A 26,097-nucleotide genomic window follows, 5' to 3' on the forward strand; every position below is an offset into this window, starting at 1 on the left:
CCGGGAAAGCCTGGGAAAGGCCTGAGAACGGCCCGCGGTCTCCGGCCGCGGGCCGTTCCCCGTGCCGGCGTACGACGTGAGCACTGAGTGGCGGCGGTACCCCTCGTAGCCGCCCCTCAGTGCTCTCGTGCGTACAGTTCCCTCCAGGCGAGCGGAAGGAGCCCGGCGTGACGGAAGTGGCGGTCACCGCGCCCATGCACGGAACGGTCGAGAGCGTCGAGGTCGCGGAGGGGGACACCGTCGCCAAGGGCGGCCCGCTGGTGCTGCTGGAGTCGATGAAGATGCAGCACGTCATCGAGGCGCCCGCCGCCGGGATCGTCCGGCGGCTCGCGGTGCGGCCCGGGGACACCGTCGCCGAAGGAGCGGAGGTCGCCGTCCTGGAGGAGGCCGCCGAGCAGACCGGGACGGCGGCGCCCGCGGCCGGGCCGGACCTGGAGCGGGTACGGCCCGATCTCCAGGACGTGCTGCGGCGCCACGCGACCGGTCTCGACGCCGCGCGGCCCGAGGCGGTCCGGCGCCGCCATGACCGGGGTGGCCGCACCGCCCGGGAGAACATCGAGGACCTCTGCGACCCGGGCACCTTCACCGAGTACGGCGCCCTGGTCATCGCCGCCCAGCGCCGCCGCCGGCCGGTCGAGGAACTGATCGAGCGCACTCCCGCCGACGGCCTGGTCGCCGGGGTCGGTGACATCGACGGCCGTCCGGCGATGGTGCTGTCCTATGACTACACCGTGCTGGCCGGCACCCAGGGCGTGATGAACCACGCCAAGAAGGACCGGATGTTCGAGCTCGCCGCACGACGCCGGATCCCGGTCGTGCTGTTCGCCGAGGGCGGCGGAGGCCGCCCGGGGGACACCGACACGCCGATGGTCTCCGGCCTGGACACCATGGCGTTCCACCTGTTCGCGCGGCTGAGCGGGCGGGTGCCGCTGGTCGGGATCGCGGCCGGGCGCTGCTTCGCCGGCAACGCGGCGCTGCTGGGCTGCTGCGACGTCATCATCGCCACCGAGAACGCCAACATCGGGATGGGCGGCCCGGCGATGATCGAGGGCGGCGGTCTCGGGGTGTTCGCCCCCGAGGAGATCGGGCCGCTGACGGTACAGGTCCGCAACGGTGTGGTGGATCTGCCGGTGCGGGACGAGGCGGAGGCCGTACGGGTCGCCCGCCGTTACCTGTCGTACTTCCGGGACGCGGCGGAGCGGGAGTGGTCGGCCGCGGACCAGCGGGTGCTCCGGCACCTGATCCCGGAGGACCGCAAGCGGGTGTACGACGTCCGCTCCGTCATCGAGGCGCTCGCCGACACCGGCTCGGTGCTGGAGCTGCGCGCCGGGTTCGGCACCGGCATCATCACGGCGCTGGCCCGGATCGAGGGACGCGCGGTCGGGCTGGTCGCCAACGACCCCGGCCGTCTCGGCGGCGCCATCGACGCGGACGCCGCCGACAAGGCGGCCCGGTTCCTGCAGCTGTGCGACGGCCACGGCCTGCCGGTGGTGTCCCTCTGCGACACCCCGGGCTTCATGGTCGGCCCGGCCGCCGAGGAGACCGCGACCGTGCGGCACTTCAGCCGGCTGTTCGTCACCGGGGCCGGCCTGCGGGTGCCGATCTGCATGGTGATCCTGCGCAAGGCGTACGGGCTCGGCGCGCAGGCGATGGCCGGCGGCAGCCTCAAGGTGCCCGTGTTCACCGTCGCGTGGCCGACCGGCGAGGTCGGCGGCATGGGCCTGGAGGGCGCGGTCCGGCTCGGCTTCCGCCGGGAGCTGGAGGCCGCGGCCGACCCGGAGGCGCTGTTCGACGAGCTGGTCGAGGCCGCCTACGAGCAGGGCAAGGCGCTCAACGCGGCCACCGTCTACGAGCTCGACGACGTCATCGACCCCGCCGACACCCGGCGCTGGATCACCACCGCGCTCCGGGATACCCCCCGGCCCGCCGGGCGTTCCCGGTTCATCGACACCTGGTGAGAACGAGCAGAACCGAATAGCGTTCGGAACCTAGCGGATGCCCGGCGCGCGAGTAATGATTCACCTGCGCGGCGATTCCGGTGAGGGGTGAGGACAATGGGCGCTCGTCGGCCTCGGGTCGCGATCCTGGGTGCGGGCTTCGGCGGGCTGTGCATGGCCATCAGGCTGAAGGCCGCCGGTCTCACCTCGTTCACCGTCTACGAGAAGGGCCAGGACCTCGGCGGCACCTGGCGGGACAACACCTATCCCGGCCTGGCCTGTGACGTGCCGTCCTACCTCTACTCCTACTCCTTCGCGCCCTACACCGGCTGGACGCGCCGCTACCCCGAGCAACCGGAGATCCTCGCCTACCTGCGGCTGTGCGCACGGCGGTTCGGCCTGGAACCCCATCTGCGGTTCGGCACCGAGATCACCGAGGCGGTCTTCGACGAGGACGCCGGGCTGTGGCGGCTGCGCACCGGCACCGGCGAGCAGATCGAGGCCGAGATCGTGGTGTCGGCCCTCGGCCAGCTCAACCGGCCCCATCTGCCCGACCTGCCCGGGGCCGCCGACTTCGCCGGCACCTGGTTCCACTCCGCCCGGTGGGACCACGGCCACGACCTGACTGGCCGCAGCGTGGCCGTCATCGGCAACGGCGCCAGCGCCGTGCAGTTCGTGCCCCGGATCGCCCCGCTCGCCGGGCGGCTGTCGGTCTTCCAGCGGTCGGCGACCTGGGTGTTCCCCAAGACCGACTTCCCGTACCCGAAGGCGGCCGGCCGGGCCCTGCGGCTGCGCGCCGTGAACCGTGCCTACCGGCAGTCGATCTACTGGCGGCAGGAGATGCTGTTCTACGTGCTGCGCGGGGGCCGGCTCGCCGCGATCGGCGAGCGCCGGGCGGCGGACCACCTGCGCGAGCAGGTCGCCGACGAGGCCCTGCGGGAGACGCTCACCCCCGACTATCCGATCGGGTGCAAGCGGATCGTGATCTCCAACGACTTCTATCCGGCGCTCGCCCGGGACAACGTCGAGGTCGTGACCGAGCCGATCAGCCGGATCATGCCGGACGGGATCGTCACCGCGGACGGGACCCACCGTCCCGTCGACACGATCGTCTACGGGACGGGCTTCCGGGCCACCGAGTTCCTCGTCCCCATGGAGGTGACCGGCCGGGGCGGCCGCCGGCTGGCCGACACCTGGCGGGACGGCGCGTACGCCTACCTCGGCATGACCGTCCCCGGCTTCCCCAACTTCTTCCTGCTGTACGGCCCCAACACCAACCTCGGCCACAACTCGATCGTCCTCATGCTGGAGTGGCAGACGAGGTACGTCCTGCAGTGCGTCCAGGCGCTCGTCGGCCGGGACCTGGCCTGGCTCGACGTGCGGGAGGACGTGACCCGGCGGTACGACGCCGAGATCCGGGCCGGGCTGCGCCGCACGGTCTGGGAGGCCGGCTGCACGAGCTGGTACAAGACCCCGACGGGCAAGGTCACCAACAACTGGCCGCTCACCACCGTCCGGTACCGGCGGGAGGTCCGCCGGCCCAGGCTCGAGGACTACCATCTCGCGGCCCGGCGGCAGGAGGTGCCGGCGGCTCCCTGACCGAGGGGGAACCGGAAACCGGCGCTCCGCCGTCTATTACGAGAATCCCCCTGTTAGGCGGGGGTCGGTACCGGTACGGTGATCGGCGCGCCGTGCCACCCGGTGCTGCTTCTGGAGGTCTCTTCCGTGTACAACCCGCCCCCCGCGCCACCGCCCGGACCGCCACCTCCGCCGGGCGGTTACCCGCCTCCCGGGGGCGGTTATCCGCCAGGTGGCGGCTACCCGCCCGGTGGTTACCCGCCGCCGGGCGGCGGTTACCCGCCGCCCGGGGGATATCCGCCGGCCGGTACGCCGCCGGGTGGGTGGTACCCGCCGGGCGGCGGGTCACCGTCCGGGCCGCCTCCCTCCGGGCCGCCCCCTTCCGGGCCGCCTCCGTCCGGGCCGGGCCGGCGTCCCCGCCGCCGGGGCCTGTTCGCGCTGCTGGCGTTCCTGGTGGCCGGGATCGTCGCCGCGGCGGTGGTGTTCTTCGTGGTCGACCGGGGCCCCAGCGGCTGCGGCTCCTCCGGCGTCACGCTCAACGTGGTCTCCTCGCCGGAGAAGTACGGCCTGATGCAGCAGTTCGCCAAGGACTACGGCGGGCGCACCGTCGGCGGCAAGTGCGTCGAGGTGGCGGTACAGAACAAGTCCTCCGGCGAGGCGATGGTCGCGCTGGCCCGCGGGTGGAACGCGCAGGCCGACGGCGGCCCGCGGCCCGACGTGTGGACACCGGCCAGCTCCACGTGGGTGGGACTGCTGCGCCAGCGGGTCGCGCAGAACGGGCAGAGCGGCCTGGTGCCCAACGACGCCCCCGGCATCGCCGTCGCGCCGCTGGTGATCGCCATGCCCCGGCCGATGGCGCAGGCGCTCGGCTGGCCGGGTAAGGCCCTCGGCTGGGACGACATCCTCAAGCTCTCCCGCGACCCGAAGGGCTGGGGGACCTACGGCCACCCCGAGTGGGGGGCCTTCCGGCTCGGCAAGACCAATCCGAACTTCTCCACCTCCGGCCTGAACGCGACCGTCGGCACCTACTTCGCCGCCACCCACAAGTCCGACGACCTCACCGCCCAGGACATCGACCGCGTCGACGCGCAGTCGTACGTCCGCGGGGTGGAGAGCTCGATCGTCCACTACGGCGACACGACGCTGACCTTCCTGCAGGGCCTGCAGCGGGCCGACGACGCCGGGCAGGGGATGAAGTACGTCTCGGCCGTCGCGGTGGAGGAGATGTCGGTCTGGTACTACAACCAGGGCAACCCGACCGGCAACCCGGCGACCGCCGGCAAGCACGCCAAGCCCAAGACACCACTGGTCGCCATCTACCCCAAGGAGGGGACGCTGGTCTCCGACCACCCCCTGATGACCCTGGGCACGAGCGACAAGAAGGACATCGCCGCGGACTTCCTCACCTATCTGCGCAGTGACAAGGTGCAGAAGCGGCTGGGCCAGGACGCCTTCCGTACCTACGACAACAAGCCGTCCTCGCTCACCACCCAGGCCAACGGGCTGCTGCCGGCGGAGCCCAAGAAGATGATCGCGCCGCCCGCGCCCGTGGTGCTCGACCGGGTGCTGCGCAGCTGGGAGTCGCTGCGCAAGCGGTCCAACGTCCTGATGGTGGTGGACGTCTCCGGCTCCATGGCCGAGGGCGTGCCCGGCACCGGCAAGAACAAGATGGAGCTGGCCAAGACCTCGCTGAACAAGGCGATGGACGGGTTCATCGACGTCGACCGGGTGGGACTCTGGGAGTTCGCCACCAAGCTGCGGGGCAACACCGACTACCAGGAGCTGGTGCCGGTCGGGCCGATGAGCGCCCCCGGCCGGCGGGCCCTGCTGAAGAGCAAGGTCAACGGGCTGAAGCCGCGTACCGACACCGGCCTGTACGACTCGACGCTCGCCGCCTACAACCAGGTCAGGGACCACCTCCAGCCCGGCGCGATCAACTCGGTGGTCGTCATGACCGACGGCAAGAACGACGACCCCGGCGGGCTGTCGCTGAGCGGGCTGCTCTCCAAGCTCGACGGCGAGAGCGGTGTGCGGGTCTTCACCGTCGCCTACGGCAAGGGCGCCGACCAGGGAGTGCTCAAGCAGATCTCCGAGACGACCAACGCGACGGCCTACACCGCCAGCGATCCCACCAGCCTCGACAAGGTGCTGGCCGCGGTCACCTCGAACTTCTGACCCCTGGGCCCCGGGCACCCGGGCACCCGGGCACCCGGGCACCCGGGCACCCGGGCACCCGGGCACCCGGGCACCCGGGCACCCGGGCTTCGGCACCCCGGGTCTCCGGGGCGCGGCGGCGGCCGTGGGGCCTACCCGGTGAGGACGGCGACGATCCGGGTGCCGGCGGGGAAGGCCCCACGGCCGGCCAGCGCGTAGATGCCGTACATCATCTTGGCCGTGTAGACCCGGTCCAGGGTGATGCCGTGGCGGGCGGCGAAGTCGGCGGCGAACGCGCCCAGCTCCGGGGTCGTGCGGGCGTAGCCGCCGAAGTGGAAGTCCTGCTCGATGCGCCAGTTCGCCGAGCCGGTGCCGTAGGCCTCCCGCTGCAGGCGGTCGACCTCGGCGTCGAGGAAGGACGCCCCCCGCAGCACGGCGAAGCCCAGCGCGCGCCGTCCCGGCGGGAGCCCGGCGGCGATCCCGGCGAGCGTCCCGCCGGTGCCGCAGGGACAGCAGACGACGTCGTACGGCTCGTCGAGCTCGCCGGGCAGCTCGGCGCAGCCCACCACCGCGGCCGCGTTGCTGCCGCCCTCGGGCAGCAGGTGGAAGTCGCCCCAGCGTGCCCGGAGGGCGTCGAGGACGGCCGGCCCGGTCTTGGCCCGGTAGGTCGTGCGGTCCAGGTACGTCAGCCGCATGCCGAGCTCCGCCGCGCGGGCGAGCGAGGGGTTCAGCGGCAGCCGCTCCTCGCCGCGCACCACCCCGATCGTGGTGAGACCGAGGTGGTGCCCGGCCGCGGCCGTCGCCCGCAGGTGACCCGAGTAGGCGCCGCCGAAGGTGAGCAGCGTGTCCCGCCCCGCCGCGAGGGCCTCGGCCAGGTTGTGCTGGAGCTTGCGCCACTTGTTGCCGGGCAGCTCGGGATGGATCAGGTCGTCGCGTTTGACCGCCAGGCTCAGCCCGTGCCGGGCCAGCCGGTCGTCGGACAGCGGTACGAGCGGCGACGGCAGCCGCAGCTCGGCCAGCACCCGCTCCGGCCAGATCACGCTCATGACCTCAGGGTCGCACAGCGCCGGGCACCGCCGGGCGGGGCCGGGTCCGGCCCCCGGCGGATCACTGCGCCGGGCGACCGGTCCGCCGGTCCCGGATCACTCGCGGCGCTCGGCGGGCCGCGGGCGCCGGCGTCCGAGCGGCAGCAGGCCCGCGTCGACCAGGGCACGGCTGATCGGGCCGCCGAGTTCGCAGAGCCGCTCGGCGTCCGCCTCGGAGAGCGCGCCGTAGCCGGGCAGCGACGCCTGGTCGGTGCGCTCCTCGACCCGCTCCCGCAGCAGGCGGCCCTCCTCGGACAGCGCCGGCTCCCCGGCCGCGAGCAGCCCCCTGGCGCGGAGCCGGTCCACGGCGGCGTCCCAGGCCTCGTCCGGCCAGCCGCGGGTGGCCCGCAGGAACCCGATCGGCACCTCGCCGCCGGCCCCGTGCAGGATCAGCGCCTCCAGGCCGTCCAGCCCCTCCAGCAGCAGGGCGGCGAGGTGCCCGTCGCCCCGGAACTCGCGGAGCAGGGTCTGGGCATGCCACAGCACCAGGTGCGGGTGCTCGTCCGGCCAGGGCAGCGCGGCGTGCGCGGCGAACAGCGGCCGCCCCTCCGGCCGCTCGCTCGCGGCCTCCGCCGCCCGCCGGGCCAGCCCGGCCGCCTCGGTGACCGCCGGGGTGGAGACCGACTCGCCGAGCCCGCGCCGCAGGGCCTGGTCGGCCGCGGTGAGCCGGGCCGTCAGCAGCGCCGCGGGCGTGGTGAGGTCCCAGGCCGCGGGCAGCGCCTGGCGTACGAGCGCGGGGCAGAAGTTGTAGAAGCAGGCGATCACGGTCTCCGCGGGCACCCGCCCGAGAGCGGCGCTGCGGGAGGCGAAGTAGCCCATCGCCGGTTCGACCCCGTGTTCGGCGTAGGCGGCAGGCGCCTCCGGCACGAAGTAGATCATTCCGTGGACGGGCTCGAGCCGGCTCCACGCGCGGCGGGCCAGGGCAGAGGTGATCACGTGGACGCACTCCAGGGCGGTGGGGGGTGGCCGCGACATTACCGACCGGTCGGTATGCCGGGCAAGGCCCGGTCCCGGGGGAGGGGCATTGCGCCCGTCCCGGTCGGACGGCTAGCGTTCCCAAGCAAGCATTCGCTTGGCACGAAGTGGAGGGTCTATGCGCCGCGGGATCTACCTGCTCGAAGAGGTCGAGTTCCACCCCATGAACTCGCGCAAGCCCCTGGAGTACCTCACCTGGCTCACTCGTTACAAGCGCGAGGACGACCGGATGCCCGCGGACGCCCCCGAGCTCACCCGCGGCCTGTCGGTCCGGTCCCGGGAGATCGATCTGGTCGGCGCCTTCTACGCGGTCGGGATCACCGGGCATCCGCAGTTCAAGGTGGTGACCCTCTGGGACTGCCACGGCGGCTGGGAGGGCGGCTGGCGGCAGATGATGGACATCTACGACGGGGTCAAGGAGCGGCTGTTCCTCTCCGACATCGACGACCTGCGGCACACCGCGTACTCCCGGCCGCTCGGTGCCGCGCCGGGCGGCCCCGCGCTCGCCGACGTGCTGGCCGAGCCCTACGCCGCGCCGTTCTACGTCTTCGAGAGCGCGAACGTCCGGCCCGGAGCCGCCCTGGACTATCTCGCGGCCGTCCAGGAGGAGCGGGCCCCGATGCTGGCCGAGCACGGTCAGCGGCTGGTCGGGTCGTACGAGGTGCAGTTCTGCGACACCGAGGTCGTCACGCTCTGGGGCACCACGCTCGACGCCCATCTCGCCCTGCAGCGCTCCCGGGACGCCGCGCTCGGCCTCGACGACGAGATCGAGGCCGACCACCGGCTGGTGTCCTGGCGCAAGCGCGCCCGCGACTTCCTCGACGGCGGCTGGCGGGAGAACCTGCTGGCCCCCTTCCCCGGCTCCAAGCTCGCCCCTCCACTCCCGTGACCATGCAATCGTTCGACGATGGATCGCATGGTCACGGCGAGTCGGGTCAGGTGCCGGCGAGTTCGGCCACGATGGGGGTGAACGCCTCCAGGTCGTGCTCGTTGTGCAGCACGTAGTTGGTGATGCCGTGCTCGGCCCGCCAGTGGCGCAGCTTGCCGCAGATCTCGTCCTTCGAGCCGACCAGCACCTGGGGGGTGTCGGCCTGTGCGGACGGGTTGGCCGCGCTCCACGCCTCGACGTCCTTGCCCAGCCCGATCTGCAGGATCGAGGTGCCCAGCTCGATCCGGCCGAACCGGTCGCCCGCGGCCTCCCGGACGACGTCGATCTTCTTCCGGAAGGCGCCCGGGCCGCTGTCGGCGGTGTCCGGGCCCGAGCCGTCGGCCTTCACGCGCATGGTCAGGTTGATGACGTCGGCCTCGCGGGCGGCCAGCCTCAGCATCCGGGGGCCGCCGCCGCCGAGCATCAGCCGGGGTCCGGGGCGCTGCACCGGGCATGGGTCCTGTTCCAGGTCCCGCAGGGTGTAGTGCTCGCCCGAGAAGGAGAAGGGGCCGCCCGCCCACAGTCCCTTCAGCACCGTGATCGCCTCGGCCAGCCGGTCGATCCGTACCCCCGGCGGGTCGAGCGTGAGCCCGGAGCGGTGGTAGTCGTGCGCCATCCACCCGGTGCCCAGGCCGAGCTCCAGCCGGCCACCGGAGAGCACGTCGATGGTGGCGGCCTCCTTGGCCAAGATCGCGGGATGCCGGAAGTCGTTGGCGAAGACCAGCGTCCCCACCGTCAGCCGGGTGGTCGCGCAGGCCGCCGCGGTCATCGCCGCCACCGGGGCGAACCGCGGCCCGACCAGGTGGTCGGGGACCAGCAGGGCGTCGAACCCGGTGTCCTCCAGCCGCCTGGCCTTCTCGGCCCAGGCCTTTCCGGAGTCGGCCATCCGCAGGACGGCGGAGAAACGGAACGGTCGGGTCATGAGGTCTCCTCACCAAGCGCTTGCTCGTTAATGTAGGTGACGTTATCGTCGCGGGGAAGACACCCCTTGATCGAGGATGGCGGCGGTCATGGCTCTCCCCGTAGTGCACGCCCCCGTACGTGAGGTGACCGAGGACGAGGTCGCCTTCTTCCGGGCGAACGGCTGGGCCGCCGTGCCCGGCCTGGTCGACCCGGGCTTCGTCGCCGACCTGCGGGAGCGGGCGCTCGTCCGGCTGCGCGAGCGGCAGGGCCGGTTCCGCAACAGCTTCGTCGACCAGGCGTTCGGCCAGGACCGTGACATCGCGGCGCACGACGAGGCGTTCGCGCGGCTCTCGCTCTCCCCGGAGCTGGGCCGCAACGTCGTCCGGCTGCTGGTCGGCGTGGACCAGGTGCGGCTCCAGGTCACCAACCTGCTCATCAAGGAGCCGGCCGGCGCGGCCCAGGGCGGCGACGGCCACGGCGCCACGGTCTTCCACCAGGACTTCCCGTGGATGCCGATGGACCGGTCCGCGATGCTCACCGTCTGGCTGGCCCTCGACGACGTGCCCGCCGACATGGGATCGCTGCGGTTCTACAACCGCTCGCACCTGCACGGCACGCTCGGCCGCAGCTTCGTCCGGGAGGGCGACGACGCGCTCAGCCAGCATCCCTGGCTGGAGGAGCTGGAGAAGTCACCGCCGCTCGACCTGAAGCCCGGCGACGCCACCGTGCACAGCTCGCTGATCGTGCACGGCGCCCCGGCCAACCAGCGGGACCGGCCGCGGCTGTCGTTCACCGCGACCTACTTCGACGCCGCCGCGCTCTACACCGGGTCGGCGTACGGCCAGACCGACGACCTCGGCCTGGAGGTCAACAAGCCCTTCGACCACCCGATGTTCCCGGTGGTCGGCGCCGGTGCCTGAACGCGAGCGGAGCGAGCCCTTGCCCGAGCCACTGGAGACCGTCGCCGGTCCGGTCGATGATCCGGGCGCCACCCTCATGCACGAGCACGTCTTCGGGCTCAGCCCGGAGATCCTTTGGAACTGGCCGGACATCCCCGAGGGCTGGGACCTGGAGCTGCGGGCCCGGGAGGCGGCGGCCAAGCTCGACGAGCTGAAGGCCGCGGGCATCGACTCGATCGTCGATCTGACCGTGATCGGCCTGGGGCGGTACGTCCCGGCGGTCCAGCGGGTCGCCGAGCTCACCGAGGTCAACATCATCGCGGCCACCGGCCTGTACACCTACGACGCGCTGCCCGCCTACTTCGGCAACCGCGGGCCCGGCTCGCTGTTCGGCGGGAAGGACAGGCTCGCCGAGTTCTTCGTCCGCGACATCCGCGAGGGCATCGGCCGGACCGGGGTGAAGGCGGGGATGCTCAAGGCCGCCACCGGCCGCGCCGGGATCACCCCGGGGGTGGAGCGCGTGCTGCGCGCCGTCGCGCAGGCGCACCGGGAGACCGGGGTGCCCATCACCACGCACAGCGAGTCCGCCACCCGCAACGGCCTCGACCAGCAGAAACTCCTTCTGGAGGAGGGAGTGGACCTGTCCCGGGTGGTCATCGGGCACGCCGGTGACTCCACCGACCTCGCCTACCTGGAGGAGCTGATCGCGGGCGGGTCGTACCTCGGCATGGACCGCTTCGGCATCGAGTTCCTCTCCTTCGAGGACCGGGTCGCCACCGTCGCCGCGATGTGCGCCCGCGGTCACGCCGACCGGATGGTGCTCGGCCACGACTCCTACTGCTTCAACGACCGCTTCGAGCCCGAGGTCATCAAGAGCCGGCACCCCAACTACCACCTGCTGCACATCTCGCGGGACGCCCTGCCCGCGTTCCGGCGGGCAGGCGTCACCGACGAGCAGATCCGGCTGATGCTCGTCGACAACCCGCGCCGCATCCTTGCGCGCTCGGAGCCGTACTAGCCCGTACAAGGAGCCATGGTGAGCACCCCGCAGACCGCGACGGACTTCGACGTCACCTCGGACTGGCACGTCGCCGACCCCTACCCCTTCCTGACCAGGCTCCGCCACGAGCAGCCGGTCTTCTGGAGCGAGCACCTGCGGATGTGGGTCCTCACCCGGTACGAGGACGTGCGCAACGCCTACCGGGACCACCAGCTGTTCTCGAGCGTGGGCTCGCTGACCATCTCCCGGACCCTCACCGACGAGGTGAAGGAGTCGCTGGGCGAGCACCAGTCGTTCCTCGACAACTTCGCCGCCAACGTGGACCCGCCCAAGCACACCCGGATGCGCAAGGCCATCGCCAAGGCCTTCACGCCCCGCGCGGTCGCCCGGCTCGGCGACAACTTCCGGACCAAGGTCGACGCGGTGCTCGACCAGGTCATCCCGCAGGGCCGGTCGGACCTCGTCGCCGACATCGCGCACCTGCCGTCCGCCCGGCTCGCCGCGGTGTTCATCGGGGTGCCGCCCGAGGACGAGGTGCAGGTCAAGCACTGGGTGTCCTCGTGGTTCCAGCTGTTCCTGTCGCCGCAGACCCCGGAGCGGCAACTGGAGCTAGCCCAGGATTTCCTGAAATATCTCGACTACGTCGATCGTCTCGTGCAGGAGCGCACCGCCGAACCGCGCGACGACTTCGCCTCGCTGATGGCGGGGATGATCGGCACCGGGCCGGACGACCTCTCGCACCGCGAGGTGGTCGAGACGATCAGCGCGCTGTTGCTCGGCGGCAACGACACGGTGCCCAACGGGGTGTCCAACGCCGTCTACCGGCTGCTGCGCGAGCGCGACACCTGGGAGGAGATCATCGCCTCGCCGGCGCTGATCCCCGGCATGATCGAGGAGTCGTTCCGGATCGACGGCGCCAGCCTCGGCAGCTTCCGCAAGCCCACCACCGAGGTCACCCTGCACGGCGTCACCATCCCCGCCGGGGTGGAGGTGCTGCTGCACGCCGACTCCGCGTCGCACGACGAGACGGTCTTCGCCGATCCGGAGCGCTTCGACATCCGGCGGCCCAACGCCCGCGAGCACATGGTGTTCGGCTACGGCGTCCACCACTGCGTCGGCGCCGCCTTCAGCCGGCTCAAGATGGAGATCGCCTTCCAGCAGCTCACCACCCGGCTGCCGTCCCTGCGCCTGGTCCCCGACCAGCGGATCTCCTACCGCAAGAGCCTGGTCGGCCGCGGCCTCGCCCAGATGCTCGTGGAGTGGGACGAGCGGTGAGGTTCCACGGCAGGGTCGCGCTGGTGACCGGCGCGGGCTCGGGCATCGGCCGCGCCTGCGCGCTGCGGTTCGCCGCGGAGGGAGCCCGCGTCGCCGTCGTGGACCTCGACGCCGGCACCGCCGGGGAGACCGCGACGCTGATCGGGAAGGACGGCGGCACCGCGCTGGCGATCACCGCGGACGTGTCCGACGAGGAGCAGGTGCGCGCCGCGGTCGCCGCGACGGTCGAGGCGTACGGCCGCCTGGACGTGCTGCACAGCAACGCCGCCGTGCTCTCCCGCGAGGTCTACGGCCGCGACCTCGACCTGTGCGACATGGACGTCGAGGTCTGGGACCGTACGCTCGCGGTCAACCTGCGCGGCGCGATGCTCTTCATCAAGCACGTGGTGCCGCGGCTGACCGCCGGGGGCGCCATCGTCCTGACCTCCTCGGTGTCGGCCCTGGTCGGCGACACCGACCACGCGGCGTACGGCTCGGCCAAGGCCGCGCTGACGTCGCTGGCCCGTTACACCGCGACGATGTACGGGTCCCGGGGCATCCGGTGCAACGCCGTCGCCCCCGGGCTGGTGCTGACCGACGTCGCGCGCGCGGTGATGACCCCGGAGCGGCTCGCCGAGAAGGCGGCCGAACGGGTGCTGCCGGACGCCTGCGAGCCCGAGGACGTCGCGGCGCTGGTGGCCTTCCTGGCCTCCGGCGAGGCGCGCTGCATCACCGGTCAGACCATCGTCATCGACTCCGGCATCACCGCGCACCGTCCCGAGCACGCCATCCGCCGGTCCCGGGAGCCCTGACCCGGGTGGCGCCTCACTCGCCGTCCTGCCGGTCGATCAGCTCCCGCAGGTAGAGACCGAGCGCGTGGTCGACCTGGCGCCGGTCGTAACCGCGCACGACGACGGTGAACCGCGTCCCGTTGAGCTCCTCGCGGGTGATGGCGGGGCCCAGCTCGTCCTCGGACGCCGGCCGCCCGTCGGCGAGCGGCCGGCCCAGGGTGGCCCAGAGCCGGCCGATGACGGTGTCGACCTCGCGGCGGTCGTAGCCGCGCAGCCGGACGGCGAAGTCGTGCTGCTGCCGGATCTGCGCCAGCGTGGAGTGCCCCCCGCCGTCGCCGTCGGGGTCGCCCAGCAGCAGCGACAGCCCGCTGTCGCCGTCGTCCTCGTGCTCGTCCGGTTCGACGCCCTCGTGCTCGGCCAGCTCGCGGCGGTAGCGGCGCATCATGCCGTCCACCTCGAAACGGTCGTAGCCGCGCAGCACGACGTCGAACTCGACCCAGCGGAACCGCTTGAGATCGATCGGCGCACCGGTCAGCGGCCCACGGCCGAGGGTGCCCTCCACCTGCGCGACCAGCGCGTCGACCTGCTCCCGGTCGTAACCACGGATGACTATCGAGAAATCGAGCACCAAGGCACCTCCACGGGGGCCAATCTATCGGGGAAGATCCTGCTTGATTGTTCTAAGCTGCGCATCATGACGAACGTCCCCGAACGGGCGAACCCCCCGGATCCACGGGGCATGCGCGCCTCCGACGCCGACCGCGACCGGGTGGCCGAAGTGCTCCGCCAGGCGGCCGGGGACGGGCGGCTCGGCCTCGACGAGCTCGATGACCGGCTGAGCGCCGTCTACGCGGCCAAGACCTACGCCGAGCTGGAGCCGATCACCCGCGACCTGCCGATCGGCGGCGCCCCCGAGACCCGGACGACCGACCGGATCGGTGGCGTCCCCACGTCACGGTTCGCGGTGGCCGTCATGAGCGGCTTCCAGCGCGTGGGCCGGTGGACCCTGCCGGGCCGTTTCACCGCGATCGCCTTCTGGGGCGGCGGCAAGCTCGACCTGCGCGAGGCCCGGTTCGCCGAGGCCGAGACGCGCATCCGGGTCTTCGCCGTGATGGGCGGTGTCGAGATCGTGGTCCCGGAGGACCTCGAGGTGCACGTCACCGGCATCGGCATCATGGGCGGCTTCGACCACAAGGCCGGCGGCGCCGGTGCCCCCGGCTCTCCGAGGGTGATCATCAGCGGGCTGGCGTTCTGGGGCGGGGTCGGCACCAGCCGCCGCGCTCGCAAGAAGGCCAAGCGGGAGCTCAGGGACGGTCAGCCGGCCGAGTAGACGCGGACCACGCCGTCGCGGGTGGCGTAGACCTGCCGCCAGCCCGGGAGCGGGCGCGGCGGAGTGGACCACACCTCGCGGGCGCCGGTCCGGCAGTGCCCGCAGACCTGGCCCTGCTCGGTGTCGAAGAACAGCACGAGGTCGCCCGGCACGGGCTGCTCCCCGCCGGCCCGCGCGACCTTCAGCCGCTGGTGCCAGGAGGTCCCGCCGAACGGGCCGTTGCGGTAGATCCCCAGATCCAGCACCGTGTGCCGCTCGGCCCAGATGGTCTGCGCGCCGTCGTCGTGCCGCGACATCCACGTCCGGAACGCCTCCAGTTGCGTCCCGCCGCCCACCCGGGTCGCCGGGCTGGCCCACCAGCCCCGGGCCGCGGTGCCCGCCGTGGCCGCGCTCACCGCCAGCAGTGCCGCCACCGGCAGCACCGCCGCCGCGGCGCGCAGCGCACCGGACCGCTCCTGCGGCATCCGGCCGGCCAGGAACCGGCCGGCCAGCCAGACCAGCCCGAGACCGCCCAGGACGAACGCGGGGAACACCGGGAACCAGTAGCGGATCAGCTGCAGGCGCAGGCTCGGCTTGGCAGGGTCCAGCACGCCGCCGAGCAGGGACAGCGGCACCCACAGCAGCGCGCACCAGGCCACCAGGAGGGCGAACCGGCGCGGCCGCACCAGCCCGCCCAGCAGCGTGAGCCCGAGCAGGAGCTGCAGCCAGCGGCCCTCCGGGAACCGGTGCAGCGTCGACGGCAGCCGCAGCAGGTAGACCGAGCGCGGCTTGTCGCGGAACGTCCCGGCGATCCGGGGCGGCGAGTACCCCTGCGCGTGACCGGTGACCGCCTTCACCCGGGCGAGCGGGTCGCCGTACAGCCCCCAGCACAGCAGGGTCTCGCCGAGCCCCAGGAGGGCGATCGGGGCCGCCAGCCAGGCCAGCCCGGACCAGCCCACCCGCCGGTAGAGCAGCACCGGGATCAGCGGCCAGACGAACACGATGAACTCACGGACCAGGTACGACCAGCCGAGCAGCAGGCCCAGCGCGATCAGGGTCCACCGGCCGGCCGGCAGCCGTTCCCGCCTGATCGCCAGGGCCACCGCCAGCGCGGCGGTGAACAGGGCCGTCGCCAGCACGTCGGGGAGCAGGTCGGTGGAGTCGACGAACACCGGCGTCGCCGCCACCACCACCAGGCCGCCGGCGGCGCCCACCCAGCGGGAGAACAGCAGGCTCCCCAGTGCGTACGTGCCGATCAGCAGCACCAGCGTGCCCAGCACCGGAACGACGTAGTAGGAGGTCTGGGAGTACCCGAACACGGTCATCACCAGCCGCACCGGGATCAGCAGCCCGAACCGGGTCACCTGGTGGGTCTCCGTGGCCGGGACGAGCGGGTCGGGGAACCTGGCGGCGGCCCGGAGGTAGTTCAGCTGGTCCGACGGGTACGGGAAGCGCAGGTGCGCCACCAGGACCGCCAGCCAGACCAGCGCGAGTCCCGCCGGGATCAGCAGGCCGGGATCACGCCAGGCCCGCGGCCGTCCCGGGAGGGAGTCCGGCCGGTCGTCGAGGGGGAGCCGTTCGCGGTCGGTGAGCACGCAGGACAACCGACCGTGGCCCGGAGACCTCCGGGTGACGGCCAGGTGAGCCGTACATGAACTCTCGCGGTCACCTCACGCACCGCCCCCGGCCCACGACCCCCACCGGCAAACCCACCCCCGCCCCATACGGGCCTCCACCCCCGCTCACCCCATCCCCTCCGTGATCATGCAATCGACCGACGATCGATTGCATGATCACGGAGGGAGCGTCGTGAGCGAGCAGGTGAGTGAGCGGGAGTGGGGCGGTGGGGGTGGGAGGGTGTCAGCCGGCTGCGGGGATGCCGTTGGCGGGGGCGTTGGGCGGTGGGGTGGTGTAGGGCTGGAGCGGGCCGTCACCGGTGTCGGTGGTCAGGGGCTGTCCCTGGAGGGAGATGACGTTGTCCTTGATGATGCCGATCTGGGCTCCGGTGAAGCCCGCGTGCGAGTTCTTGCTCAACGCGTACGGGGTCAGGCCCGGGCCGGCGAAGTGCTGGTTCTCGACCGCGTCGACCAGGCTCTTCCGGGTCGGATTCGCGCCCGCCGCCTGCAGGGCCTGCACGAAGGTGTAGGCGGAGGCCATGCCGTAACCGATGTTGCCGTCCAGGGGCAGGTTCGGAATGTACTGGTCGTGGATCTTCTTGAACAGCTGCACCCAGCTGCTCGAGGTGTCACCGATCGGGGCGAGGTAGGAGTCGGTGACGATGCCCTGGATGAGCGGGTTGCCCTTGATGGTGCTCCCGCTCTTCTTGGCGAAGCTCTCCAGCAGCCCGGTGAGGGTGGTCGGGTCGGAGCCGACGTTGCTGACCACCAGCTGGGCCTTGTTGGCGAGCTTGACCTGCGCCAGCCGGAACAGCGCGGTGTAGGTCGGAGTGGTGAACAGCACCACGACCTCGGCCTTCGACTGCGCGATGGCCTGCGCCTGCGGGCCGAGGTCGGTGTTGCCCGGCTGGTAGGTCTGCCGCGACACGACCTGCGCCGCCGGCACGTACTTGTCCAGCCCCTTCACGCCGTCCTGGCCGAAGTCGTCGTTCTGGTAGAAGTAGGCGACCTTCTTCCCCGGGTAGGTCTTCTTGATGTAGTCGCCGAGGATCTTGCCTTCCCGGAGGTAGTCGACCTGCCAGCCGAAGGTGTACGGATGCTTCTGCGGCTGGTCCCAGCACGTGCAGCCGGACGCCACGAACAGGTCCGGGACCCGCTGCGCGTTGAGGTAGTCGACGACCTTGCTGTGCGTCGGGGTGCCCAGCCCGTTGAAGATGGCGAAGACCTTGTCCTGGAGCACCAGCTTGTGCACGACGTCCACGGTCTGCGTCGGGTTGTAGACGTCGTCGACGTACTTGTAGACGATCTTGCGGCCGTGGACGCCGCCGTTGGCGTTGACGTAGTCGAAGTAGGCCTTGGCCGCGGCGGAGATCTTGCTGTAGCCGGGTGCGGCCGGCCCGGTCAGCGGCTGATGGCTGCCGATGGTGACGGTGGTCGCGGTGACGCCCGGTGCGGACGCCTTGCCGTTCCCATCGCCGCCCGAGTCCGAATCGCCGCCACCGCAGCCGCTGGCGGCCAGGGCTATCGCCGCGCCGACGGCGACGGCGCGGATGGCCCGGAATCCTTTCATGGTTCCTCCTCGATCAGTTGAACGACCCCCGAGGCTGTGTCCCCCTAGGACCCTGTCCCGCGCCGCAGGCGCCTGGACGCGGGCAGCACCAGGAAGCGCCGGATCGCCTCCTGGATGCCGCCGGGAAAGGCGATCATGACGATGATGAGCACGAGACCGTAGATCGCGAGCGGCAGGTTCGACGCCACGTCGTGCGACAGGTGCGCGGCCCCGCCGAGGTCGGCGGCCCAGGACGGCATCAGCACCAGCAGCAGCGATCCCCACACCGCGCCCGGCAGGCTGCCGAGCCCGCCGAGGATGACCGCGGTGACCAGCTGCAGCGACAGGGTCAGCCCGAACGCGCCGGGCGCGGCCAGTGAGGTCACGAACGCCAGCAGCCCGCCGCCCAGCCCCGCGCAGGCCGCGGCGACCACGAACGCCAGGATCTGGACCCGCGCGACCCGGATGCCGCTGAGCGCCGCCGCCACCTCGTCGTCGCGTACGGCCCGCAGCTGCCGCCCGAACCCGCCGTGGGTCAGGTTGGCCAGCAGCCACAACGTGATCACCGCGCACAGGCAGGCGATCCACGCCTGCCAGCGCTCCAGCGGGAACGTCTCACCGAGCGCCTCGGGCGGCGGGGACGTCGTCACCGACAGGCCGTTCTGGCCGCCGAGCAGCCCGGTCAGCCGGTGGTAGTCAGTCAGTGACGGAAGGCCCACGGCGAGCGCGAGCGTCGCACCGGCCAGATAGGGCCCGCGCAGCCGGGCCGCCGCGGCTCCCACGATCACGCCGAGCGCGGCCGTCACCACCACCGAGGCCAGCAGCACGAGGGCCAGCGGCCAGTGCAGGTGGTTGATGAGCAACGCGGCCGTGTAGGCGCCGACCGCCATGAAGGCGCCCTGGCCCAGCGAGATCTGCCCGCTCAGGCCGGTCAGCACGGTGAGCCCGGCGGCGGCGCACACGAGGTACGCGGTCTGCGCGAGCTGCAGGTCCCGGTACGGGCCGAGGGCGCCGATGAGGACGTACAGCCCGAGCAGCGCCAGCAGCGCCAGCGCCGTGTGCCGGACCACGGTCGGCCGGAGCAGGCCCGGCATGGCCCGGGCCGCCACGGGCTCGTCCAGGGGTTCCTTCACGGGCTCGTTCACGGTGGTCATCTGCCTGTTCCTCTCAGACCCTGCGCTCGGTGGTGTGGGAGAACAGCCCCGCCGGCCGGATCATCAGCACGGTGACGAGGACCACGAAGGCGCCGAAGGTGACCACGTCGGAGCTGAGATAGCCGGACACGTAACTGAGCGCGCAGCCCACGATCAGGCCGCCGACGACGGCGCCGATCGGGCTGTCCAGCCCGCCGATGATCGCGGCGGTGAACCCGAAGACCAGGACCTGGTCGAACTGGCTGGGCCCCACGAACACCGAGGGCGCGATCAGCACGCCGCCCAGCGACCCGGCCAGCGCGGCCAGCGCCCAGCCCAGGGTGAGCATCCGGCCGACCCGGACGCCGAGCAGCCGGGCCACCTCCGGGGCGAACGCGGCCGCCCGCATCTGCAGCCCCAGGTCGGTACGGCGGAACAGCACCACCAGCCCGAGCATCATCGCCGCGACGGCCCCGATGACGAACAGGTCGGAGGGCGACAGCAGCAGCCGGGTGCCCGCCACCGAGTACCCCTCGATGGAGAACGCCGGGGGATAGGAGTGCGGGGTGCCGCCCCAGATCATGCCGGCGCCCGCCTGCAGCAGCACCAGCAGGCCGAGCGTGACGATGACCGCGTTGAGCGGCGGCTTGTTCTCCACCGGCCGGATCAGCACCCGCTCGGTCACCGCGCCCAGCACCAGCCCCGCCGCGAGCGCCGCGCCCAGCGCCAGCCAGTACGGCCCGCCGTGCTGGATCACCGAATACGCCAGCATCGTCGTGACCATCAGCATGCCGCCCTGGGCGAAGTTGACGATCCGGGTGGACCGCCAGATCAGCACCAGCGCGAGCGCGACCGCGGCGAACACCATGCCACCGGTGATGCCCGACAGTGTCAGATTGACGAAGCGCACCATGCTCGGACGACTCCTCTCAGAAACCCAGATAGGCGTGGCGGAGCTGGTCGTCTCCGGCGATGCGGTGAGCCTCGTCGTCGATGACGACCTCACCCAGGTTGAGCACCACCGCCCGGTCGGCGATGGACAGCGCGCTGCGGGCGTTCTGCTCGACCAGCAGCACCGTGTACCCGTTCTCGTCCCGCAGCCGGCGCAGCACGGTCATGATCTGCGCGACCACCCGCGGCGCCAGCCCCAGCGACGGCTCGTCCAGCAGCAGCACGCTGGGCCGGCACATCAGCGCCCGGCCGATCGCCAGCATCTGCCGCTCACCCCCCGACAGCGTCGTGGCGGTACGCCGGCGCCGCTCGTACAGCGCGGGGAACAGCTCGAACACGGTGTTCATGGCCTCGCTGCGCTCGGCGGCTCGGGACGCCTTTGAGGCGCCGGCCTCTCTCGTCGCGTGCTCGCTCGTTCCTCGCTGCGCGCGCTCCTCGCTCCGGCCGGCGCCGCGTCCCTCGCGGTCCGGTGCGTCGGCCGTCCCCGTGGGCTCGCCGTGTTCGGGGGCTCGCGGTGCCTCGTCGTCCGTACTCGTGGTCCGGGAGGCTTTGCGGGCGTCATTGCGGGGGCGGATCAGGCCGCCTAGGCGGAGGTTCTCCTCTACGGTCAGCTCGGTGATGATGCCGCGTCCCTCGGGGACGTGGGCGAGGCCCATCCGGCTGATGTCCTCGACCCGGCCGCCGGCGATGGAGCGCCCGCCGTAGGTGATGGACCCGGAGGCCGGGCGCACCAGGCCGCTGACGGTGCGCAGCAGCGTGGACTTGCCCGCGCCGTTCGCGCCGAGCACCGCGGTGATGGCGCCCTTCGCCGCGGTCAGGCTGACGTCGCTGAGCGCTCGTACGGCTCCGTACCGGACGGTCACGTCCCGGAGTTCGAGTGCGGGTTCCAGTGCGGTCATCCGCGGGTCTCCTCACTGGTCAGCGGGAGGACCTCTTCGCCGAGGTAGGCGGTGACCACCGCCGGATCGTCGCGGATCTCCGCGGGGGTGCCGTGCGCGATGAGCCGGCCGAAGTCGAGCACGGCGACGTCGTCGCAGACCTCCATCACCAGGTCCATGTGGTGCTCGACGAGGACGACGGACATGCCCGGCCGGTCCTGTTCCGGTGCGGGCGAGGTGAGGGAGCGCACCAGCTCTCCCAGCTCCCGGATCTCCTCGGCGGACAGGCCCGCGGCCGGCTCGTCGAGGAGGATCAGCTCGGGCTCGGCGGCCAGCGCCCGGGCGAGCGCCACCCGTTTCCGTACGCCGTAGGGCAGTTCGCCGGGGTAACGGTCGGCGGCGTCCGCGACGCCGAGGTCCGCGAGCCGCGCCAGGGCCAGCGAGCGGAGGTCCGCCTCGTCCCGGTCGGCGCGGGCCAGCGCGAACAGCGCCGACGGCATCCCGGTCCGGGCGCGGCGGTGCGCCCCCGCCATGACGTTCTCCGCCACGGTGAGGCCGGGGAACAGGCCGAGCCCCTGCAGCGTGCGGGCGATGCCGAGCCGCGAGAGCTCATGCGGTCTGTGCCGGCTCAGCGTGCGGCCCTTCCAGCGCAGCGTGCCCCGCTGGGGCCGGACGAAGCCGCAGACCACGTTGAACAGCGTCGTCTTGCCGGCGCCGTTGGGGCCGATCACTCCCACGACCCGCCCCGCGGGCACCCGCAGCGAGACGTCGTCGAGGGCGACCAGGCCGGCGAACCGGACCGTCACTCCGGAGAGTTCCAGCAGGGGGGCTGTCATCGGTTCCTCATCTCGGACGTCGACGCGCACGTTGCCGGGCGGGGGAGCAGTCAGGGGCCGGAGCGCGGCGGGCCGCCCGGCAGCAGGTCGTCGCGGATCAGGCGCTTGAGCACCTTGCCGCCGGGGTTGCGGGGCAGCGGCTCGGCTCGTACGGCCACGTACTGCGGGACCTTGAAGTCCGCGAGCCGCCCGGACAGGTGGGCGAGCACGGCCTCGACGTCGACGCCGCCGGGCATGGGCACGATGACCGCGCCGACCTTCTCGCCCATGACCTCGTCGGGCACGCCGACGACCGCGGCCTCGAAGACCCCGGGCGCCCCGGCCAGCGCGTTCTCGACCTCGACGCAGTAGACGTTCTCCCCGCCCCGATTGATCATGTCCTTGGCGCGGTCGACGATGTGCACCAGGCCGTCCCCGTCGATCCGGGCGATGTCCCCGGTGCGCAGCCAGCCGTCGGCGAAGGCCTCGGCGGTGGCCTCGGGCTTGTTCCAGTAGCCCGCGACCACGTTCGGACCGCGGATCAGCAGCTCGCCGACGCCCTTCTCGTCGAAGCGGTCGTCGAGCCGCAGATCGCAGACCGGGACCGGGAAGCCCACCGAGTCGGCGTGCTCGACGGCGTACTCGTGCGGCAGGTAGGTGGTGAGGCTGGAGGTCTCGGTCAGCCCGAACCCGTTGCCCACCCGGGCCTGCGGGAACGCCCGCATGATCCGGCCGACCAGCTCCGGCGCGATGGGCGCCCCGCCGTAGGACAGGTAGCGGACGGCGGAGACGTCGGTGCCGGCGAAGCCGGGGGAGTTCATCGCCAGCCAGTAGATCGCGGGCACCGTCGTCAGCACGTCGATGCGCTCGTCCTCGATGGCCCGCAGGAAGGCGTCCACCTCGAACTGCGGCATGATCACCGTGGTGCCCCCCAGGTGGCACGCGACCAGCAACTGGCTGTTGCAGCCGGTCACGTGGAACAGCGGTACCGAGACCAGCGTCCGGATCGGGTCCCCGGCGGTGATGCCGATGGCCCGGCGGCAGCTCTCGCAGTTCGACAGGAAGTTCGCGTGGGTGGTGACCGCGCCCTTGGGGAACCCGGTCGTGCCGCTGGTGTAGAAGATCGCGGCCGGGTCGTCGGCCTGGACGTCGTCGGCGGCCAGTGGCGGGCCGTCCGGCAGCGGGCCCCCCGTGAAGACATGGGAGGCGCCGCTGTCCTCGATCACATAGCGCGCCTCGTCCTCGGTGAACCTCGTGTTCACCGGCACCGCGATCGCCCCCGCGAGCTGGGTGCCGAAGAACGCCAGCACCCAGTCGACGCCGTTGCCCAGCCGGATCGCCACCCGGTCGCCCGGCGTGATCCCGGCGGCGCGCAGACCGCCGGCGACCCGGGCGGCGCGGTCCCACAGCTCGCGGTACGTGAGCCGCGGGCCGCCGCCCGTCTCGACCAGCGCCTCGCGCTCCGGCAGCGCGTCGGCGGTCGCCCGCAGCATGTGCACCAGGCTGCGGGGCAGCCCCTCGTAACGGGCGATCCCGTCCGGGCCGCGCACGACCCCGCCGGTGTCAAACATGGCTGAAGTAACGCCTGGGGTTCTGGACCAGCATCTGATCCAGCTGTGCCTCGGTGACGCCGAGCTCGCGCAGCGCGGGCAGCACGTCGTCGCTGATGTGCTCGTAGTGCCAGTTCGGGGTCAGGACCTCCCGCAGGCGCTGGGGATCGGGAGCGAACCAGTCGATGAAACAGCTCGCGTCGTGACTGAGCACCATCCGGTCGGCGTAGCCGCGGTCGCACAGCGCGGCCACGGTGGCCACCCGGTCGGCGGTGGAGTTGAAGAGGTCGATGCCGAAGCGGTCCATGCCCAGGATGGCGCCGGTGTCGGCCAGCGCCATCAGGTAGTCGAGGTCGTTGCTGTCACCGGCGTGGCCGATCACGACCTTGGTCAGGTCGACGCCCTCCTTGCCGAACAGGTCCACGGCCAGCCGGCCCGCCTCGGCCGGGCTGGAGGTGTGCACGGTGATCGGCGCCCCGGTCTCCCGGTGGGTGCGGGCGACCGCCCGGGCGATGCGCTCGACGCCCGGGGTCAGCCCCGCCGCCTCGATGGCGCACTTGAGGAACGCGGCCTTGACGCCGGTGTCGCCGATGCCCTCGACGATGTCGCGGGTGAAGTCGGCGACCATCGGCTCCGGCCCGTCGACCAGCAGCCCGGGACCGCGGTGCTCGTACTGGAACGGGACGTCGTGGTAGGTGTAGATGCCGGTCGCGACGAGGATGTTCAGGCCCTCGACCTGGTCCGCGATCCGCTGGATCCGGGGGATGTAGCGGCCGAGTCCCCACACGGTGGGGTCGGCGATCGTCGTGATGCCCTTGCCGGCCAGCGCCCTGAGCTTGGTGACCGCGTCCGCGACGCGTTCCTCCTCGTCCCACCAGCCGCCCGCGCCGTAGTTCTGCACGTGCTCGGGGCTGAGGACGAAGACGTGCTCGTGCATCAGGGTCGGTCCCAGATCCGTCACCTCGACGGGGCCTCGCACGGCCTCGACTGCGGGCATCGCGTTCCTCCTTGGCGCATACCGACCGGTCGGTATCAGCCGAAGCTAGGCTGCCCGGCCCCCAACGTCAATGATTCGGCCGATCCTGTAGGCGTTCGGAAACCCAAATGATGCACAGGGATTCCCGGCGGCCGGGTACCGGGCTACATACCGACTGGTCGGTCTCTGGGAGGATGGGGGCCTCAGTGTTTCGATGAGGGGGGTGGGGCATGGCCGACGACGACCAGGTGGCCCAGGCCCGGGTCAGGGTCAGCCCGGTGGAGAGGCGCATCCTCGCCGCGGCCATCCGGCTGTTCGCCGACCAGGGCTTCGACGGCACCTCGGTCCAGGAGATCGTCGAGGAGGCGTCCGTCACCAAGGGCGCGCTGTACCACTACTTCGGCTCCAAGAACGATCTGCTGTTCGAGATCTACCACACGCTGATCGCCCGCCAGCTCGCCGACCTCGACCGGGTCCTCGCGGCGCGGCTGCCGCCGAGGGAGACCGTGCGCGCGCTCATCGCCGAGCTGGTGGAGAGCACGGCCGGCTACATCGACGAGGTCAAGGTGTGGGTCCGCGAGATGAACAAGCTCGACGACCGGCGGATGGAGGCGATCCGGGCCGACCGGCGCCGCTACCACGTGGCCTTCCGCAAGGTGATCGAGGACGCTCAGCGGGACGGGGTGTTCTCCACCGTCGCCTCGGCCGGCACGGTCACCCTCATCGTCTTCGGGATGATCAACGAGATGCCGGTGTGGTACCGGGCGGGCGGCTCCAAGTCCCCGGCCGAGATCGCCGCGGAGCTGTCGGCGTTCGTGCTGGCCGCCCTGGAGCCCGCCGGGGAGCGGTCGGTCACGAGGTCGTGAGGCGGGCGCCGCGCACCGTCTGCAGGGACAGCACGGCGTCGCGGACGTCGGCCAGCTCGCGGTCCCAGCTCCCCTGGCGGTCCAGCGGGACGAGGACGAACTTCGACAGCCCGGCACCGATCAGCCGCCGCAGGTGGGCCTCGAGCGACTCCAGGTCCGGCACCACCTCGTCCGGGCGGGCCGGGCCGAGGACCGCCCGGGAGCGGGCCAGCCGCTCCTCGGCCGGCGGGCGGAGGACGCCGCGGCGGTAGGGGACCACCGCGCCGAAGTGCTCCTCTTCGATCTCCCGCCCGGCCTCCGCGGCCGCCCGCAGCACGGTCTCCCGGCCGCGCTCGGCCTCGGCCGCGGTGGTGAACGCGGCCAGCCAGCCGTCCGACAGCCTGCCGGTCCGGCGCAGCTCGGGCTCCGAGGCGCCGCCCATCCACACGTCGAAGCCGCCGCCGGCCGGGGCCGGCGGCACCCGCAGCCCCTCGTAGTGGTAGCGGGGACCGTGATGGGTGACCGCCTCGCCGGCCCAGAAGCGGCGCAGCAGCGGCAGCACCTCCTCGAACAGCGCGACCCGCTCCTCCCGGCGCACCCCGAACGCCTGCTGCTCCGCGGGATGCCGCAGCCCCAGCCCGAAGGCAGGCAGCAGCCGCCCGCCGGAGAGCCGGTCGAGGCTGGCCAACTGCTTGGCCAGCAGGGCGGGCGGGCGGCCGGGCAGCGTCATCACCGCGGTGCCCAGCTTGATCCGCGAGGTCAGCGCGGCGGCGAACGCGAGTGTGACCACCGGGTCCTCGGCCTCGGTGGTGGCCCGCTCGGAGACCCACAGCGAGTCGAAGCCCTCACGTTCCAGACCCTGGGCCAGCGCCACGAGACCGTCCTGACCGGGCAGCCCGCCCGCGCCCGGAGCGAAGCCGATTCTGATGATCATGTGGGCCTCCAGCCGTGAGCCGACCCCTCGACCCTAG

23 protein-coding genes are annotated in these 26,097 nt (G+C 72.3%); 10 read left to right on the forward strand and 13 right to left on the reverse strand.

Translation table 11 applies throughout. From position 1 onward, the window contains the following. Window positions 1-167 precede the first annotated feature (167 nt). The 3 genes from ACRYCC_RS20045 (at window position 168) to ACRYCC_RS20055 (ending at window position 5,690) form a co-directional block, all read left to right on the forward strand. On the forward strand, window positions 168-1,958 hold the full coding sequence (locus ACRYCC_RS20045; RefSeq protein WP_433814201.1) for a carboxyl transferase domain-containing protein: 1,791 nt from the start codon (window positions 168-170) through the stop codon (window positions 1,956-1,958). A gap of 96 nt (window positions 1,959-2,054) precedes the next feature. Next, window positions 2,055-3,536 carry a flavin-containing monooxygenase gene (locus tag ACRYCC_RS20050; protein WP_433814203.1) on the forward strand — a complete coding sequence of 494 codons (1,482 nt, stop codon included), beginning with the start codon at window positions 2,055-2,057 and terminating at the stop codon, window positions 3,534-3,536. Between the two features lie 126 nt (window positions 3,537-3,662). Beyond that, window positions 3,663-5,690, forward strand: coding sequence for a substrate-binding and VWA domain-containing protein (locus ACRYCC_RS20055; RefSeq protein WP_433814205.1), 2,028 nt, complete (start codon window positions 3,663-3,665; stop codon window positions 5,688-5,690). A 131-nt stretch (window positions 5,691-5,821) separates the two neighbouring features. On the opposite strand, the gene ACRYCC_RS20060 is transcribed toward ACRYCC_RS20055, so the two are convergent. Together ACRYCC_RS20060 and ACRYCC_RS20065 are read right to left on the reverse strand one after the other, a co-directional pair. Further along, the gene (locus ACRYCC_RS20060; protein WP_433814207.1) at window positions 5,822-6,715 is read right to left on the reverse strand and encodes a 1-aminocyclopropane-1-carboxylate deaminase/D-cysteine desulfhydrase; all 894 of its coding nucleotides are present in this window, start codon (window positions 6,713-6,715) and stop codon (window positions 5,822-5,824) included. A 96-nt stretch (window positions 6,716-6,811) separates the two neighbouring features. Next, window positions 6,812-7,729: an SCO6745 family protein gene (locus ACRYCC_RS20065; RefSeq protein WP_433814209.1), complete on the reverse strand. Its 918-nt coding sequence runs from the start codon at window positions 7,727-7,729 to the stop codon at window positions 6,812-6,814. Between the two features lie 118 nt (window positions 7,730-7,847). On the opposite strand from ACRYCC_RS20065, the gene ACRYCC_RS20070 reads away from it, so the two are divergent. Beyond that, complete coding sequence (locus ACRYCC_RS20070) at window positions 7,848-8,618, forward strand: hypothetical protein (protein WP_433814211.1); 771 nt, start codon at window positions 7,848-7,850, stop codon at window positions 8,616-8,618. Window positions 8,619-8,664: 46 nt separating this feature from the next. Here the strand turns inward: ACRYCC_RS20070 and ACRYCC_RS20075 are convergent, their stop codons facing one another. Further along, window positions 8,665-9,579: a TIGR03621 family F420-dependent LLM class oxidoreductase gene (locus tag ACRYCC_RS20075; RefSeq protein WP_433814213.1), complete on the reverse strand. Its 915-nt coding sequence runs from the start codon at window positions 9,577-9,579 to the stop codon at window positions 8,665-8,667. Window positions 9,580-9,667: 88 nt separating this feature from the next. On the opposite strand from ACRYCC_RS20075, the gene ACRYCC_RS20080 reads away from it, so the two are divergent. From ACRYCC_RS20080 to ACRYCC_RS20095, 4 genes are read left to right on the forward strand one after another with little or no spacing between them, the layout of a single operon-like run. Then, window positions 9,668-10,480: a phytanoyl-CoA dioxygenase family protein gene (locus tag ACRYCC_RS20080; protein WP_433814215.1), complete on the forward strand. Its 813-nt coding sequence runs from the start codon at window positions 9,668-9,670 to the stop codon at window positions 10,478-10,480. A gap of 19 nt (window positions 10,481-10,499) precedes the next feature. Next, on the forward strand, window positions 10,500-11,477 hold the full coding sequence (locus ACRYCC_RS20085; protein ID WP_433814217.1) for a phosphotriesterase family protein: 978 nt from the start codon (window positions 10,500-10,502) through the stop codon (window positions 11,475-11,477). A gap of 15 nt (window positions 11,478-11,492) precedes the next feature. Next, window positions 11,493-12,734, forward strand: a complete 1,242-nt coding sequence (locus ACRYCC_RS20090; protein WP_433814219.1) for a cytochrome P450 — start codon at window positions 11,493-11,495, stop codon at window positions 12,732-12,734. Then, entirely contained in the window at window positions 12,719-13,525 is an 807-nt protein-coding gene (locus ACRYCC_RS20095; protein WP_433814221.1) for an SDR family NAD(P)-dependent oxidoreductase, read from the forward strand. Before ACRYCC_RS20090 ends, ACRYCC_RS20095 begins: the two co-directional genes overlap by 16 nt. Window positions 13,526-13,538: 13 nt before the next feature. On the opposite strand, the gene ACRYCC_RS20100 is transcribed toward ACRYCC_RS20095, so the two are convergent. Continuing rightward, entirely contained in the window at window positions 13,539-14,132 is a 594-nt protein-coding gene (locus tag ACRYCC_RS20100) for a DivIVA domain-containing protein (RefSeq protein ID WP_433814222.1), read from the reverse strand. 66 nt (window positions 14,133-14,198) lie between these two features. Between ACRYCC_RS20100 and ACRYCC_RS20105 the strand changes: the two genes are divergently transcribed. Beyond that, entirely contained in the window at window positions 14,199-14,834 is a 636-nt protein-coding gene (locus ACRYCC_RS20105; protein WP_433814223.1) for a DUF1707 SHOCT-like domain-containing protein, read from the forward strand. Here ACRYCC_RS20105 and ACRYCC_RS20110 read toward each other — a convergent pair. The 8 genes from ACRYCC_RS20110 to ACRYCC_RS20145 all read right to left on the reverse strand — a co-directional run bounded on the left by ACRYCC_RS20110 (window position 14,819) and on the right by ACRYCC_RS20145 (window position 24,302). Continuing rightward, the gene (locus ACRYCC_RS20110) at window positions 14,819-16,408 is read right to left on the reverse strand and encodes a glycosyltransferase family 39 protein (RefSeq protein WP_433814225.1); all 1,590 of its coding nucleotides are present in this window, start codon (window positions 16,406-16,408) and stop codon (window positions 14,819-14,821) included. The two genes, ACRYCC_RS20105 and ACRYCC_RS20110, sit on opposite strands and share 16 nt — an antisense overlap. Window positions 16,409-16,673: 265 nt before the next feature. Further along, complete coding sequence (locus tag ACRYCC_RS20115) at window positions 16,674-17,999, reverse strand: ABC transporter substrate-binding protein (RefSeq protein ID WP_433814226.1); 1,326 nt, start codon at window positions 17,997-17,999, stop codon at window positions 16,674-16,676. A gap of 44 nt (window positions 18,000-18,043) precedes the next feature. Beyond that, the gene (locus ACRYCC_RS20120; protein ID WP_433814228.1) at window positions 18,044-19,132 is read right to left on the reverse strand and encodes a branched-chain amino acid ABC transporter permease; all 1,089 of its coding nucleotides are present in this window, start codon (window positions 19,130-19,132) and stop codon (window positions 18,044-18,046) included. 13 nt (window positions 19,133-19,145) lie between these two features. Beyond that, window positions 19,146-20,024, reverse strand: a complete 879-nt coding sequence (locus ACRYCC_RS20125; RefSeq protein WP_433814230.1) for a branched-chain amino acid ABC transporter permease — start codon at window positions 20,022-20,024, stop codon at window positions 19,146-19,148. Between the two features lie 16 nt (window positions 20,025-20,040). Next, entirely contained in the window at window positions 20,041-20,961 is a 921-nt protein-coding gene (locus ACRYCC_RS20130) for an ABC transporter ATP-binding protein (RefSeq protein ID WP_433814232.1), read from the reverse strand. Then, entirely contained in the window at window positions 20,958-21,776 is an 819-nt protein-coding gene (locus ACRYCC_RS20135) for an ABC transporter ATP-binding protein (protein WP_433814233.1), read from the reverse strand. Before ACRYCC_RS20135 ends, ACRYCC_RS20130 begins: the two co-directional genes overlap by 4 nt. Before the next feature lie 50 nt (window positions 21,777-21,826). Beyond that, window positions 21,827-23,326, reverse strand: coding sequence for a class I adenylate-forming enzyme family protein (locus tag ACRYCC_RS20140; protein WP_433814235.1), 1,500 nt, complete (start codon window positions 23,324-23,326; stop codon window positions 21,827-21,829). Continuing rightward, the gene (locus tag ACRYCC_RS20145; protein ID WP_433814237.1) at window positions 23,319-24,302 is read right to left on the reverse strand and encodes a phosphotriesterase family protein; all 984 of its coding nucleotides are present in this window, start codon (window positions 24,300-24,302) and stop codon (window positions 23,319-23,321) included. The genes ACRYCC_RS20140 and ACRYCC_RS20145 overlap by 8 nt, the downstream gene beginning before the upstream one ends. Window positions 24,303-24,511: 209 nt before the next feature. Here ACRYCC_RS20145 and ACRYCC_RS20150 point away from each other — a divergent pair, with 209 nt between their 5' ends. Then, window positions 24,512-25,147: a TetR/AcrR family transcriptional regulator gene (locus ACRYCC_RS20150; protein ID WP_433814238.1), complete on the forward strand. Its 636-nt coding sequence runs from the start codon at window positions 24,512-24,514 to the stop codon at window positions 25,145-25,147. Here the strand turns inward: ACRYCC_RS20150 and ACRYCC_RS20155 are convergent. Continuing rightward, window positions 25,134-26,060, reverse strand: coding sequence for an LLM class flavin-dependent oxidoreductase (locus ACRYCC_RS20155; protein WP_433814240.1), 927 nt, complete (start codon window positions 26,058-26,060; stop codon window positions 25,134-25,136). The two genes, ACRYCC_RS20150 and ACRYCC_RS20155, sit on opposite strands and share 14 nt — an antisense overlap. Window positions 26,061-26,097: the final 37 nt, after the last annotated feature.

The organism is Actinomadura scrupuli, from assembly GCF_050971785.1.
Taxonomy (GTDB): domain Bacteria; phylum Actinomycetota; class Actinomycetes; order Streptosporangiales; family Streptosporangiaceae; genus Actinomadura_E; species Actinomadura_E scrupuli.

Coding starts and splice junctions, on each gene's coding strand:
- ACRYCC_RS20050 (WP_433814203.1), top strand. CDS start 2,055: ATGGGCGCTCGTCGGCCTCGGGTCGCGATCCTGGGTGCGGGCTTCGGC.
- ACRYCC_RS20060 (WP_433814207.1), bottom strand. CDS start 6,715: ATGAGCGTGATCTGGCCGGAGCGGGTGCTGGCCGAGCTGCGGCTGCCG.
- ACRYCC_RS20065 (WP_433814209.1), bottom strand. CDS start 7,729: ATGTCGCGGCCACCCCCCACCGCCCTGGAGTGCGTCCACGTGATCACC.
- ACRYCC_RS20070 (WP_433814211.1), top strand. CDS start 7,848: ATGCGCCGCGGGATCTACCTGCTCGAAGAGGTCGAGTTCCACCCCATG.
- ACRYCC_RS20075 (WP_433814213.1), bottom strand. CDS start 9,579: ATGACCCGACCGTTCCGTTTCTCCGCCGTCCTGCGGATGGCCGACTCC.
- ACRYCC_RS20080 (WP_433814215.1), top strand. CDS start 9,668: ATGGCTCTCCCCGTAGTGCACGCCCCCGTACGTGAGGTGACCGAGGAC.
- ACRYCC_RS20090 (WP_433814219.1), top strand. CDS start 11,493: ATGGTGAGCACCCCGCAGACCGCGACGGACTTCGACGTCACCTCGGAC.
- ACRYCC_RS20105 (WP_433814223.1), top strand. CDS start 14,199: ATGACGAACGTCCCCGAACGGGCGAACCCCCCGGATCCACGGGGCATG.
- ACRYCC_RS20115 (WP_433814226.1), bottom strand. CDS start 17,999: ATGAAAGGATTCCGGGCCATCCGCGCCGTCGCCGTCGGCGCGGCGATA.
- ACRYCC_RS20120 (WP_433814228.1), bottom strand. CDS start 19,132: ATGACCACCGTGAACGAGCCCGTGAAGGAACCCCTGGACGAGCCCGTG.
- ACRYCC_RS20125 (WP_433814230.1), bottom strand. CDS start 20,024: ATGGTGCGCTTCGTCAATCTGACACTGTCGGGCATCACCGGTGGCATG.
- ACRYCC_RS20130 (WP_433814232.1), bottom strand. CDS start 20,961: ATGACCGCACTGGAACCCGCACTCGAACTCCGGGACGTGACCGTCCGG.
- ACRYCC_RS20135 (WP_433814233.1), bottom strand. CDS start 21,776: ATGACAGCCCCCCTGCTGGAACTCTCCGGAGTGACGGTCCGGTTCGCC.
- ACRYCC_RS20140 (WP_433814235.1), bottom strand. CDS start 23,326: ATGTTTGACACCGGCGGGGTCGTGCGCGGCCCGGACGGGATCGCCCGT.
- ACRYCC_RS20145 (WP_433814237.1), bottom strand. CDS start 24,302: ATGCCCGCAGTCGAGGCCGTGCGAGGCCCCGTCGAGGTGACGGATCTG.
- ACRYCC_RS20150 (WP_433814238.1), top strand. CDS start 24,512: ATGGCCGACGACGACCAGGTGGCCCAGGCCCGGGTCAGGGTCAGCCCG.
- ACRYCC_RS20155 (WP_433814240.1), bottom strand. CDS start 26,060: ATGATCATCAGAATCGGCTTCGCTCCGGGCGCGGGCGGGCTGCCCGGT.